The sequence below is a fragment of the Rickettsia helvetica genome (assembly GCF_963970025.1).
In the GTDB taxonomy this organism is placed as follows: Bacteria; Pseudomonadota; Alphaproteobacteria; order Rickettsiales; family Rickettsiaceae; genus Rickettsia; species Rickettsia helvetica.
Genome location: NZ_OZ018776.1, coordinates 1,266,994 through 1,279,387 on the forward strand (window position 1 = coordinate 1,266,994; position 12,394 = coordinate 1,279,387).

Sequence of the window (12,394 nt, forward strand, 5' to 3'; positions counted from 1 at the left end):
ACTTTTCAACCCCTAATAAACTTTAACAAACAAAATGGCACGTAATAAAATAAATAATGACAAAAATATAGCTGCTAACGAAGAAGCAGCTATTCCTATACCAAGAGTTTTACCCTCAAATGTTCAGGCAGAGCAAATGCTACTTGGGGCAATTCTAACCAATAACGAATTACTAAATTACGTATCGGAATTTTTACGTGATGAACATTTTTTTGAACCTATTCATCAAAAAATCTATAACGTAATTGAGAAAATTACTGAAAAAGGGCTGATAGCTACCCCTATTACTTTACGTAGTATGTTAACTCAAGATGAACTATTTCAAGAAATAGAAGGAGCAGAGTATTTAGCAAAATTGATAACTATGTCAATGATGGTAATAAATCCGGTTGATTACGGTAAAATAATATATGATTTAGCCATAAAGCGTAATTTAATAAATATCGGTGAAGAAGTAGTAAATAATGCTTACAGTTCTTCATTAGAAGTTGAAGCAAAGGAACAGATTGAACATGCCGAAGCTAAACTTTATGATTTAGCTAGCGAAGGCTTAAATGAAAAAAGTTTTATCAAAATCGGTATATCTATTTCAGAGTCACTAGCTAGTATTAATAGGGCCATGAAAAATAACGATCATGTAATCGGTATATCTACCGGTTTGATTGATCTAGACAATAAATTATTCGGCTTTCATAATTCCGATCTTATAATTCTCGCAGGACGTCCGTCGATGGGTAAAACGGCATTTGCTATAAATCTTGCACTTAACGCCTGTAATAATATGCGTCTTAAAAATATCAGGGATAATCAAGAAATTCAGTCGGTAGGTTTTTTCTCTTTAGAAATGTCCTCAGAACAGCTAACCACACGTCTACTTTCAATGTGTGCAGAAATTGATTCTACTTCTCTTCGTACGGGAATTCTAGGTGAAGAACAATATAACCGTCTTCACAAGGAAGCAAATACTTTATCGGAATTACAATTTTTTATCGATGATACCCCTGCTCTATCTATTTCCGCTATAAGAACAAGAGCTAGAAGAATGAAACGCAAGCATAATCTCGGTATATTATTTATCGATTATTTACAATTAATTAGAGGAGTAAGTAAATCCGAAAATAGAGTTAGCGAGATTTCAGAAATAACCCAAGGTTTAAAAGCAATAGCAAAAGAGTTAAATATTCCGGTTATTGCGTTATCTCAGCTTTCAAGAGCGGTAGAACTACGTGAGGATAAAAAACCTATGCTATCCGATCTTCGAGAATCGGGAACTATAGAACAGGATGCTGATATAGTAATGTTTATTTATCGTGAAGAATATTATTTAACGAGAAAAGAACCGGCGGCAGGCGACGCTAAACATGCCGAATGGTTAGATAAGCTCAACAAAGTATATAATATTGCCGATATAATTGTTGCAAAACATCGTAACGGACCGGTTGGAAATGTTCCGCTTTATTATGATAGTCAATATTCTAAATTTGGCAATTTGGAGAAAAGAACTTTTAACTCTGCTTAATGTGAGTGTTCACGGATTTTTCACTGTCACCCCGTGGCTTGACCACGGGGTCCAGAAAAAATAATTTCAACATTGTTACCCACACTACATGTTTAACAAAATAAACATATAAAAATTTATTTTTATATGTTTTACTGGATCCCATGAATAAATCACGGGATGACAGAGAGGAATAATAAGCCACGCAACACCCGTGAAGGTCACTGTTTAATTATAAGCACTGTCGTGATCGATAAATATTGCCATTAATACAAAATAGTTCCCATCTCTATAAGCAGTACCACGATATTTTTGAGAAAATCTAAACGAATAAATATTATTACCTTTTGAAGTTATTTTAGAAGTAATTAATTCCCACCTTATACCTTTATCCTTATATAATTGGTCCCAATTTAATTGTTTAATTTTTTTTAAGGTAGCAAGTAATGCATGTTGTTCTATCTTTTCTAAACTAAATAACTGTTCTTGAAAAGCAGGATAGTTCATATCTAATAATATTTTAGTCATGCTTTATAGATTCTAATATTTCATCAAAATTTTCACGTCTTTTATTTTTTTCTACCCATTTTATTGCTTTATCAAGCATCTCATTATTGTTGTTCCTATAAAGCCACATCTCATTATCAGGAATAAACCTACCAGGCTTTATTATTATAGTACCATCACTTAAGGTTAAAACTTGTATCTGTTTTCCTGCATATTTCTTCCCCAAGGATATTTGCCCATTATTCCCTACGTGTTTGATTGTTTCTATATTATTTCCTATTATCATAATATTTATATTTACAAAATTCCTATTTTCCAATATTACAATATTTGTATTTATAAAGCAATAATAAATAGCTTTATTATTATTTAGCTAATATATTAACAAGTTCATAGCCCATTATAAGCATTCCGACAATTACGCATATAATAATTAGATATTGTTTTTGCAATTCAGGATAATAAAACTTATTTATCTTTGCTTTATATAACAGATAAACCGGTAATAAAATTGCAATTATTACAAGAATCATACCGGCAAATCCTAAAATTGTAATAAAAGCATTCGGTACTACTATTGCTACAATATAAGCCGGTAATATAGTAACAATAGAAGCGGTCATGTTATGAATTACTAAATTCGGTATCGAATTCATAAACATAGTTTTAAGGGAATCACATAGCCCTCCTACTCCGAGTTTATATATACTATTGCAGGAATTAAGCTTCCAAATAAAAATGCCGTCTTTAGCATTTTTGTTACAATAATTAGTTAAGGTATGGAAGATTACTTGGAAACCAAATGAAGTAAAGACTACTGGAGTTACTACACCTCATATAGATATTTCTTTATAATTTGATGAGAATAAAGGTAAATTATCTCACTGAATCATGGAAACAAGTCCAATAACTAAAATTGCAATTATTATAAGTAATCCGATAAATAACACCCGATTTATATAATCTACTAACTTTAGAGGTAATAATAATATTAGAATGCTCCTATATAAGTTATACTTATATTTAAAGCTAATAACTTCTGTAATATTGAAGAGCCTCCGTATATAAATACTGCAAGTAAAGCATATGAAAGGAGCTTAAGACTTACCGTGCCGATGATTTGAGCAGTATGTCCTGAAAAATATTTTCCAAGCATCCCGAGTGTTAAGCCTTTACCTGCTTGAAGATTAAGCTCTAAATTAATTACAGAAGTATAAATTATACTAGGTATTATACCTAATTTTGCTAATACCATGGGTAGTGCTATCATACCGCTACCTATACAAGTACCTGAAATTAACAGGATTGAACCAATAAGTTTTTGCATCATTTAATGAAGTTTGGATTAAAGAAAAAGACTTAATTTTTGCTAAAAAGAAAATCAACTAAAAAAAGAAGATAAGAATTTTAAAGAATAAAAAGTTTTGATAAGTAAAATTAACATTCGTATAATTTTATTAAAATATTATGTAACAGCAGCATAATATAATTATATTAATAATTTGACATAAGTTATTAATATTGCTTTTTAAGGGTATTTTTATATATTTCTTATTAGACATCTTTCCACACCAGCTTATAGAGAGGAATTTAAAGGAGACACGGAACGCAGAACCGCAGCGTATATGGACATATGTGAGGATTCGAGTACCGGATCGACGTATAAATTACCTCTAGAAGCGAAGTTTGGAAATAATAAGAAATTTATTATATTTAAAAATGCATAGATTAGCCAAAATAATTAGTAATGCAGGAGTTTGTTCTAGGCGTGATGCCGAAAAGCTGATAGCTGAAGGGCAGGTAAAAGTAGACGGCATTACAATTTTATCACCGGCTACAAACGTTGATATTAGTAATCACATTGAAGTATCAGACATATTAATCAATCAATCACAAAAACCAAGGCTTTGGATTTATTACAAGCCTGTCGGTTTAATTACCACTCATAAAGACCCTTTATCTCGTAAAACCGTGTTTGAGGATTTAACCGGTTTACCTCGTGTAATTTCAATAGGAAGACTGGATTTAAATAGCGAAGGTTTGTTATTACTAACTAATAGTGGTGATTTAGCTCGTCAGTTTGAGCTACCCTCAAGTAGGTTAAAGCGAGTATATCATGTTAGGGCATACGGGAATCCTAATATTCTACTAAAAAGCAATTATAAAAATTTAGAAATGGACGGTATATTTTATAATCCTCATTCGGTGAAATTACTTAAGCAAAATAAGAGTAATTCTTGGTTTGAAATAGTTTTATTTGAAGGAAAAAATCGTGAAATTAGAAGAATATTCGAGTATTTTGGACTAAAAGTTAACAAATTAATTAGAGTTCAATATGGTAGTTTTACAATAGGTAATCTAAAACCTGGAGATTATAAAGAAATAAATAATAAAATACTAGAAAAATAATTAGTAATGTGTTATTACTCACGCATTTTAACTAATCATATAAAAACATATGACAAATCTTAATATATATAAATGTGAAGAAAAAGACTTAAACGATTATCTTGGTTATATAAAAGATAACTCTAATGTTTCACTAAATGATTTTATCAAAAATAAATATTTCGCTGAAGATCATGATAAAATTATCATTACTAGTTTAGAAAATATGGAAATTAACGCAGATTTAGCAAATGCTAATTTGCAAGGTACAATACTAACAGATGCCGTATTTAATAATTGTGACTTAACAAATACCATATTATGTGATTCAGATTTAACAAATGTAGAATTTAATGATTGTACATTTATCGGTACTGACTTTAGAGGAGCAAATCTTCATTACACAGATTTTAATTATAAAGATTATGATTATGATAACTATAAAATTCCTAATCTAAAAGATAAAATACGAGATATAAAACTATCTTTTTCAGATCTTGAAAGATTAAATAAATATATAGATAAAGATTTAGAAAAAGAACATATCAAAGAAATAGTTATAGATAAAGTTACAAACAAAAAGAAATATATTTTAGCTGGGGAAGGCGAAAAAACTTTATGGGAAGTCAAATCAAAAGAGCTAAAGACTAAGCAAGAAGAGTTAGAAACTCTAAAGCAAAACTTAGATAATCCTGGGATTGCTACCAATCTTTTAAATGCCTTTTGGAATAGTACAGAAACTATTGCTCAAAACCGACAAAATGAACTAGGAAAAATCAATAAGTTACAGCATGAAGTAAATAAATTAGAAACTGAAGTACATGCTTTAGATAATCTTAGAATGTTCTGTGGTAAGGGTTTAGATGGTATTTTTGAGCAGCTAAAAGACGAAAAAATACAAGTAAAACTGGATCCTTCATATGTTATAGGTTCAAGTTCAGAAACACGAGATATACTGAAAGAATATATAAAATTAACTTCTGCTGAATTTGATCTATATTTGACTGAAGCAGCAAAACAATCTGACACAAAATTATCTTTTACCGCATTTGTTAGAAAGCAAAAAAACCTTTCAGAAGATTTAAATATAGTTCCTGATCTTTCAGAAATTAATTTATCAGGTAAAACTCTTACTAATCTTAACCTGAAGAATACATTATTTGCTTCAGCCAACTTAGAGAATATTAAAATCTCAAATTGTAATTTAGATTTTACTAATTTTGAAGGAGCTAATTTACAAAATGCCGTTTTTCAAAATGTTACCGCACGTAACGCAGGATTTCTTTTTGCTGATCTTAAAAATAGCAAAATTGAAAATAGTGATATGTCGAGAAACTACATGCCTAAAGTAGATTTATCTGAAGCAGAGATAACAAATAGCAAATTTAATGCGGTTATGATGGTTAATGCTGATGCCGAAAAGTTAATTATTAAAGATTCAGAATGGAAAAATTCTAATCTTACCGGTATATCGCTTGCTTATGCAGATATGCAAAGAGTTCAAATGCAGGGAGTAGTTTTAAATAACGCACTTCTAGAGCAAGCAAATATCGTTTCTACTAATCTTGAAAATGCTTTTATGAATAACGCACATGCGTTAGAAGCAAAATTCAAAGAGCAATGTAACATGCAAGGCATAACTGCAAGGAATGCCTATTTTAGCGATGCTGAATTTGAACATATACTATCTTTAAAAGAAGCTGACTTAAGAGAAGCTATAATGCAGCGTGTTAAACTTAAGAACGCTGATTTAACAAAAGCAAAGCTTGATAAAGCAAATCTTGAATATGCCGATCTTACAAACGCTACGCTTACTAATGCAACTACACAGTTTGCTAAGTTAAGTAACGCTACTTTAGAAAAAGCAGAAGCTGAAGGATTAAATATTTCAGATGCTATTGCTAAAAATATTAATGCTAAGGAAGCTAACTTTAAAAATGCAATTATGCAGCGTGCCGATCTTACTAAAGCTGATTTCACTAAAGCAGTGTTGGAAAATGCTGATATGCAAGCAATGGAAGCAGCCGAGGCTATATTTAAAGAAGCAAATCTAAAACAAGCGAATCTAAAAGCAGCAAATCTAGCTGGAATTAATAAAGAAGGAACAGCTTTTGATAAAGCAAAAATCGACGATGCTACAAAGATGCATGATACTAAAGGTGAGGCTAAAGGGAATTTAGAGCATCAAGATAAAGACGGTAAAAAAACATCTGTCAATGTTAACAAACATGCTAAATTACAAGATAAAATTCATGCAAGAGAGAAAAGCGGTTGGTTTCTGAAAACCGGAGTAGGACAGCTTTGTACAAAACTTGCTAAAAGTACTATATCAGGAATTAGCAGAGTAACAAATTTCTTAGCAAGTAAAAAATTTTTAGTAGGGCTTGCCGTAGTAGCGGGGCTTGCAGTAGCAGCTGCACCTTTCATGGCAATGCCTGTGTTATTAGTCACCGGCACGGCTCTTACTACTAAAGCTGTCATTCTAGGAGCAGGTATTTTGGCCGGAGGGCTAGTCGCTACCGGAACTTATAAATTTACCCAAAAACCTTTACGCAATATTCAAAAATCATTTGAATATTTGACTAGCAGTATAGATAAATATATCTCACCGCCTCCTGAAAATATTGATGAATTAGTAACAGAAAAACAACAAGCAAGACAAAAAGCTGAGACAGAAAAATCTAAAGACAGGGAAGAAAATTTAAATAATGTAAATAATAATATTGATAAAGCTAAAGAACAAGATATTTTAAAACAAGCACAAAATAATTTAAACCAAGAAACGCCAAAAGTAGAAATAAAAGAAAAGAAAGATAAAACTGTAGAAAAACAACAAATAAAATCTAATACATTTGCAGCAAAATTTAAGCTTAACACTAAAGGCAAAGGATTTGCCAAAAAAATAAAAGACGAACAAAAAAATCAAGGTCAACAAAAGAAGCATATAACTAAATAAGTGTTAAAAATAATATCCGGTAAATATAGAAACCAAATTATACCTACTGCTAAAAATATCAAATATCGACCTTCCACAGGTAAGCTCAAAGAGGCAATATTTAGTATATTAACCTCCGGTGAGTTTACCGGTAATAAATTATTTAACGAAAATACCTACATTCTCGATTTATTTGCCGGTAGTGGTAGCCTTGCTTTTGAAAGCCTATCAAGAGGAGCAGGTTTTGCTACCTTAATTGATATTGATACATCCTCATTAAAAATAGCAGAAGGATTTGCTAAATCTCTAAACATTGAAAATAATGTTAATTTCGTTAATATTAATGCCTTAAATCTACCAAAAGCTAATAAAGCTTTTGATCTTGTATTTATCGACCCCCCTTATCATAAAGATATAGTGCCTAAAGTAATGAAATTGCTGATAAAAAATAACTGGCTTAAAGACGGTACTATTATAGTTATTGAGATGGCTAAAACAGATGAGTATGTTTTAGATGAAAATATTGAAATTATACGCGAAAAACTATATGGTAATACTAAACTACTAGTTTTGAAATATCTTTAATTTTTTACTCCTCCTTTATTCTGATTGTTTACCAAACTTAACCTGATAAACTATACATCTTCCATCTATAGCTTAATGTAACTAATTAATAATTTATTGATAAATTAAGGAATTTTTTATTAAAATATGCAAAAAATTTTTAATAAATTAGTAATATGAAAAGAAAAGATCCTGGAATAGCTTCGCAAGAAATTTATTCCCTAATTGAATTAGATTTAAAAAACATATTTCCATTAGAATATAATAAGCAAGAAGCGGCTATCAAATATATCACAGAACAGTTAGCAGCTACAGGTTTTATTCAAAAAAGCAATGATTATCCGGAATTAGATGAAGAAATAGATTTAATAAATAATAGAGTTAAATAAAGGATATACAAAAAATTTTACTAAAGAAGAACAAAGAAGTATATACGAGCAAGCTGTAAAGTTAATAGAAAGTAAAATTTTAAGCGATATGGGATACAAGAGTTAGAAGAAAAATATTTTGTTGTATCAAACAGCTTCTTTTGAAGAAAAAATAGAGATAATTAATGAATATAAACTATCTCTTGAAAATCTTAATAAACAAAATATACAAAACTTACAAAAACAGCAAAATGATTTAAGAGGTGAAAAAGAAATAACTAATGTTGAAGAACATAAGTTAGTAAAAGATGGGATAGTAATAAAAGAGGAAATAGAGCCATATTTAAGTAACTATGAATTACTAAATACATTAGGAGAATGTAGTAATTTAGCTAATGAGGAAAATATTTTTTTAGTTAAAAAGCTATTCGAGAACGCTCGTAACTTTTACCCTGATAATTCTTTGCAAGGTCTAAAAGAATTAATGGAGTTACCATACAAGAAGGCAATAGATTTATTAGGAGACAATATTTTAGCATTGCTTAACAATAAACAAATTAGCATGTAAGTTATTATTAACACTCAATGAAAGCCTAGCTTATAACCTAGATGACCTTTTGCCTTTTATAAGTGTACAAACCTTAGGTAAAGAGCTTTTCCATACAGCTGCTTTTCATCAAATAAAAAATATAATCCAAAGATTAGTAGAAGAAGAAACGAGTAATCTTTCTTCTGAAGTTTTAATTAATTCTTTAGCATCTAATTTTGATAATACAGAAATATTCAATTATATATTGAATATTAAAGATTAATGAAAAAAATGAAGAAGAACTTACTATTTTATATTTAGCTACTTTACATGATAAATCTGAAATAGTTAAATCTCATCCTGATATCAATGTTAATGAAAAAAATAAATGTGGATACACGTCTCTACATTCAGCTAGTAGTAATGATAAACCTGAAATAGTTAAAATGCTACTTTCTCATCAAGATATTAATGTTAATGAAAAAGACCAACTAAATCTTGCTAAAATAATAGGTTTAGATATTAATCAAAATCTTACAGATTCTTTCAAGACCACTGAAATGTCAATTTTAGGCATAGAAACAGTAGAGAATCCTGAATTGTAAGGTAAACAATTAATAGCAGATTACTTAGCTAATTTGCTGTTAGTTATCCTAGGTGTATAGTTTCAAAAAATAAAACGTCTTCTAAAATTCTTAAATTGAAATTAGCCTATTAATTTATTATACTGTGAAAAATCATTAGGCATTCTAACAGTAGAGTATTGTCCATTCCTGCTTTCGCGGGAATGACATAGAACCACGTAACAAGACCTTAAAAAATAAACATGAGTAAAGACAAAAAGCATTACATATGTTCTAACTGTGGGAATATTAGTCCTAAATGGTCAGGGCAGTGCTTTGATTGCAGTGTATGGGGTAGTATTGTTGAAGAGATAGTAAGTTCAAATAAAGCAATTGTTAAAACAGGTAGCAAGCAAGATTTCGATAAGCTTTCAGGTCACGTAGAGCAGTTACGTGTCCCTACTCCTATAGGTGAATTAAATAGAGTGCTTGGCGGGGGTTTAGTGCTTGGTTCTGCTATATTAATAGGAGGAAACCCGGGTATAGGCAAATCTACTTTGTTACTACAACTAGCAGCAAGTAACTTTGCATCAAAGATGAATTGCTTATATATAACGGGCGAAGAATCGTTAGACCAAATAAAATTAAGGGCCATAAGGCTAAATCTAACTAACTATAATACCGATATTTTAGCAGCTACTAATTTGGAAGATATTATTGCAAGTATAGAAACAAATAAGAATAATATTGATTTAGTAGTGATTGATTCTATTCAAACAATTACCACAAAAGAATTATCCTCGCCTCCAGGTACTGTTTCGCAAATTCGTACATGTGCAGATGAGCTTGTTAATTATGCTAAGCAAAACAATATAATTATTTTATTAAGCTGTCACGTAACTAAAGACGGACAGCTAGCAGGTCCTAAGATACTTGAACATTTAGTTGATACCGTATTATATTTTGAGGGAGACCATAATAATCATTTCCGTATTTTACGCTCATATAAAAATCGTTTTGGCGGTGTGGGTGAAATAGGAGTATTTGAGATGAGCGGCAGCGGGCTTATTGAAGTAACAAATCCGTCTGAACTATTTTTAATGAAGCGAGAGCAGAACGTTATAGGTACGTCTATTTTTGCAGGGATCGAAGGTTCAAGACCTTTACTTATGGAAGTACAAGCTCTCATAGTACCCTCAAATATGGTAACTCCTAGACGCTCTGCGGTGGGCTGGGATGCTAATAGGTTATCAATGATCCTTGCCGTGCTTAGTAGTAGGATAGGACTTAATCTTGCTAATTATGAGGTATATTTAAGCATTGCGGGGGGACTTAAAATTGCCGATCCTGCTTCTGATTTAGCAGTAGCAGCGAGCTTAATATCTGCCGCAACCGGCAAACCTGTACCCGAACATAGCGTATTTTTCGGCGAAATAAGCTTATCGGGTGAAATAAGAAAAACTGCAAAAGCAGAAACAAGAATAAAAGAAGCCGTAAAGCTTGGGTTTAATAAGATTATCTGCTCTAAACTTGAAAATTTAACTTATGACTTTATATCTTCCATCTTACATTTAAAGGACCTAACAGCGATAATCAAATGAGTATAGTTTATGAAATAAGAAATTTGGAAGAAGCACGTAATTTTTTATCTAGTATAGAAGAGCAGCTGATATTAACAAATCATGCCTCTAGCGTAAAATATTACGGTATGCTAGCAATTGATTATATGTTTAAAGCTTTAAGTAAAGAATTTCCGGAAAAAGTTTTAGATCTTACCGTAAATGTAGGAGAGGATCACGCCGCTTTATTTACTGCAATCAAACTAGGGTATAAGAATATAGTATATACGGGGGATTCTGAGGAAGCTAGGGGGGTGTTGCGTGAAACCAAAACCGTCATTGCGAGCGATCTTTGATCGCGTGGCAATCTCAAGAATTTGCCCGAGATTGCTTCGTCAATTTACTATTGTAAATTTCCTCGCAATGACGCAAATTTAATACTAAAAAACCATGAATATCAAAGATATAGGGGTAATAATTGCTAAAAAACCTTTGAAAGAAAATACATTTATTATTACGGTTTTTACTAAAAATCATGGTTTATATTCGGGAGTTACAAAGGAATCTTCTAAAAAGAGCAAATTTATATATCAAGAAGGTAATATTGTAGATTTTCTTTGGCAAGCAAGATTACACGAACATATCGGCATGGCTAAATGTGAACTTATTAAATCTTACACTGGTTATTTTATCACAAGTAAAGCTAAATTATATGCCTTTAATTCCGTTATATCTTTAATCAAAGAGTTATTTCATGAAAGAGAAAAGCATTCTAATTTTTTTTCATTTCTAATTAATTATTTAGATAATTTATCAAAGAATTTTTGTTTTCGTGATTATATTAATTTTGAACTGGCTTTACTTGACATAGCAGGTTATAAACTCGACCTTAGCAAATGTGCCGTTAGTAATGTAAAACAAGATTTATACTATGTATCACCTAAATCAGGTAGAGCATTATCATATGAAGTAGGAAAACCTTATAAAGATAAATTATTGATGTTACCAAAATTTTTACTTTCAGATAATAATGAGATTACATTAGAAGAAAAAAGACAAGCTTTAACTCTAACAAACTATTTTTTTAATAGATATTTATTTCATAATAATAGACAGGCTGAAGCACGCCAAATTTTTATTGAATATACTTTAAATAATTCTTAGAGGCTATATTTTTACTTTTATTTTTCTTATTTGATGATATACTTACTTAAGTAATTACTTAAATAAGTATGTAATATGACTAGACTAAGCATAGATATACCAAACGAATTACATCATTTTCTTAAAGTTCACACTGCACATAAAAATGATACTATTATGAATTTTGTAAGAGAAGCGATATATCATAAAATAGAACAGGAAAAAGAATTAAATGCAGAATCAATAAAAATATTAGAAGAATCAGCAAAAGGTTTAAATATTAATAAATATTCTTCATATAAAGAAATGTATAAAAAACTTAATTTAATATGATTCTGCA

The 12,394-nt window shown here is 30.4% G+C and carries 14 protein-coding genes and 3 pseudogenes; 13 read left to right on the forward strand and 4 right to left on the reverse strand.

Annotation, left to right across the window (positions count from 1 at the left end):
- Positions 1-34 precede the first annotated feature (34 nt).
- Positions 35-1,519 carry a replicative DNA helicase gene (locus tag AB1146_RS07535; RefSeq protein WP_010422209.1) on the forward strand — a complete coding sequence of 495 codons (1,485 nt, stop codon included), beginning with the start codon at positions 35-37 and terminating at the stop codon, positions 1,517-1,519.
- 207 nt (positions 1,520-1,726) lie between these two features.
- Here AB1146_RS07535 and AB1146_RS07540 read toward each other — a convergent pair whose 3' ends face one another.
- From AB1146_RS07540 to AB1146_RS07555, 4 genes and pseudogenes are all read right to left on the reverse strand, one after another.
- The gene (locus AB1146_RS07540) at positions 1,727-2,026 is read right to left on the reverse strand and encodes a hypothetical protein (protein ID WP_010422206.1); all 300 of its coding nucleotides are present in this window, start codon (positions 2,024-2,026) and stop codon (positions 1,727-1,729) included.
- Positions 2,019-2,291 carry a hypothetical protein gene (locus AB1146_RS07545; RefSeq protein WP_010422203.1) on the reverse strand — a complete coding sequence of 91 codons (273 nt, stop codon included), beginning with the start codon at positions 2,289-2,291 and terminating at the stop codon, positions 2,019-2,021. The genes AB1146_RS07540 and AB1146_RS07545 overlap by 8 nt, the downstream gene beginning before the upstream one ends.
- A 184-nt stretch (positions 2,292-2,475) precedes the next feature.
- Positions 2,476-2,667: pseudogene (locus tag AB1146_RS07550) on the reverse strand (aromatic amino acid transport family protein); the annotation flags it as partial.
- A 329-nt stretch (positions 2,668-2,996) separates the two neighbouring features.
- Positions 2,997-3,335, reverse strand: a complete 339-nt coding sequence (locus AB1146_RS07555) for an aromatic amino acid transport family protein (protein WP_232203685.1) — start codon at positions 3,333-3,335, stop codon at positions 2,997-2,999.
- Between the two features lie 214 nt (positions 3,336-3,549).
- Here AB1146_RS07555 and AB1146_RS07560 point away from each other — a divergent pair.
- The 12 genes and pseudogenes from AB1146_RS07560 to AB1146_RS07615 all read left to right on the forward strand — a co-directional run.
- Positions 3,550-3,693: pseudogene (locus AB1146_RS07560) on the forward strand (palindromic element RPE1 domain-containing protein); the annotation flags it as partial.
- 31 nt (positions 3,694-3,724) lie between these two features.
- Positions 3,725-4,414 carry a pseudouridine synthase gene (locus AB1146_RS07565; protein WP_010422200.1) on the forward strand — a complete coding sequence of 230 codons (690 nt, stop codon included), beginning with the start codon at positions 3,725-3,727 and terminating at the stop codon, positions 4,412-4,414.
- Between the two features lie 49 nt (positions 4,415-4,463).
- Positions 4,464-7,345: pseudogene (locus AB1146_RS07570) on the forward strand (pentapeptide repeat-containing protein).
- A gap of 4 nt (positions 7,346-7,349) precedes the next feature.
- On the forward strand, positions 7,350-7,913 hold the full coding sequence (gene rsmD / locus AB1146_RS07575) for a 16S rRNA (guanine(966)-N(2))-methyltransferase RsmD (protein ID WP_010422196.1): 564 nt from the start codon (positions 7,350-7,352) through the stop codon (positions 7,911-7,913).
- Positions 7,914-8,068: 155 nt separating this feature from the next.
- On the forward strand, positions 8,069-8,281 hold the full coding sequence (locus tag AB1146_RS07580; protein WP_029374775.1) for a hypothetical protein: 213 nt from the start codon (positions 8,069-8,071) through the stop codon (positions 8,279-8,281).
- Positions 8,282-8,399: 118 nt separating this feature from the next.
- Positions 8,400-8,828 (forward strand): hypothetical protein, encoded by a 429-nt coding sequence (locus AB1146_RS07585; RefSeq protein ID WP_156790179.1) that lies wholly within the window; start codon positions 8,400-8,402, stop codon positions 8,826-8,828.
- Positions 8,829-8,877: 49 nt separating this feature from the next.
- Positions 8,878-9,072: a hypothetical protein gene (locus AB1146_RS07590; RefSeq protein WP_010422193.1), complete on the forward strand. Its 195-nt coding sequence runs from the start codon at positions 8,878-8,880 to the stop codon at positions 9,070-9,072.
- Between the two features lie 25 nt (positions 9,073-9,097).
- Positions 9,098-9,394: an ankyrin repeat domain-containing protein gene (locus tag AB1146_RS07595; RefSeq protein WP_355404501.1), complete on the forward strand. Its 297-nt coding sequence runs from the start codon at positions 9,098-9,100 to the stop codon at positions 9,392-9,394.
- Positions 9,395-9,615: 221 nt separating this feature from the next.
- The gene (gene radA / locus AB1146_RS07600) at positions 9,616-10,953 is read left to right on the forward strand and encodes a DNA repair protein RadA (RefSeq protein WP_010422189.1); all 1,338 of its coding nucleotides are present in this window, start codon (positions 9,616-9,618) and stop codon (positions 10,951-10,953) included.
- Complete coding sequence (locus AB1146_RS07605) at positions 10,950-11,267, forward strand: hypothetical protein (protein WP_010422187.1); 318 nt, start codon at positions 10,950-10,952, stop codon at positions 11,265-11,267. The genes radA and AB1146_RS07605 overlap by 4 nt, the downstream gene beginning before the upstream one ends.
- Before the next feature lie 94 nt (positions 11,268-11,361).
- Entirely contained in the window at positions 11,362-12,075 is a 714-nt protein-coding gene (gene recO / locus AB1146_RS07610; RefSeq protein ID WP_010422185.1) for a DNA repair protein RecO, read from the forward strand.
- A gap of 75 nt (positions 12,076-12,150) precedes the next feature.
- A complete protein-coding gene (locus AB1146_RS07615) occupies positions 12,151-12,387 on the forward strand; it encodes a hypothetical protein (protein ID WP_010422183.1) in 237 nt (78 codons plus the stop codon).
- Positions 12,388-12,394 lie beyond the last annotated feature (7 nt).

What these genes read in the sequence shown, in the direction of transcription:
- AB1146_RS07535 (WP_010422209.1), top strand. Translation starts at nt 35, where the DNA reads ATGGCACGTAATAAAATAAATAATGACAAAAATATAGCTGCTAACGAA.
- AB1146_RS07605 (WP_010422187.1), top strand. Translation starts at nt 10,950, where the DNA reads ATGAGTATAGTTTATGAAATAAGAAATTTGGAAGAAGCACGTAATTTT.
- AB1146_RS07555 (WP_232203685.1), bottom strand. Translation starts at nt 3,335, where the DNA reads ATGATGCAAAAACTTATTGGTTCAATCCTGTTAATTTCAGGTACTTGT.
- AB1146_RS07565 (WP_010422200.1), top strand. Translation starts at nt 3,725, where the DNA reads ATGCATAGATTAGCCAAAATAATTAGTAATGCAGGAGTTTGTTCTAGG.
- recO (WP_010422185.1), top strand. Translation starts at nt 11,362, where the DNA reads ATGAATATCAAAGATATAGGGGTAATAATTGCTAAAAAACCTTTGAAA.
- AB1146_RS07540 (WP_010422206.1), bottom strand. Translation starts at nt 2,026, where the DNA reads ATGACTAAAATATTATTAGATATGAACTATCCTGCTTTTCAAGAACAG.
- radA (WP_010422189.1), top strand. Translation starts at nt 9,616, where the DNA reads ATGAGTAAAGACAAAAAGCATTACATATGTTCTAACTGTGGGAATATT.
- AB1146_RS07615 (WP_010422183.1), top strand. Translation starts at nt 12,151, where the DNA reads ATGACTAGACTAAGCATAGATATACCAAACGAATTACATCATTTTCTT.
- AB1146_RS07545 (WP_010422203.1), bottom strand. Translation starts at nt 2,291, where the DNA reads ATGATAATAGGAAATAATATAGAAACAATCAAACACGTAGGGAATAAT.
- AB1146_RS07580 (WP_029374775.1), top strand. Translation starts at nt 8,069, where the DNA reads ATGAAAAGAAAAGATCCTGGAATAGCTTCGCAAGAAATTTATTCCCTA.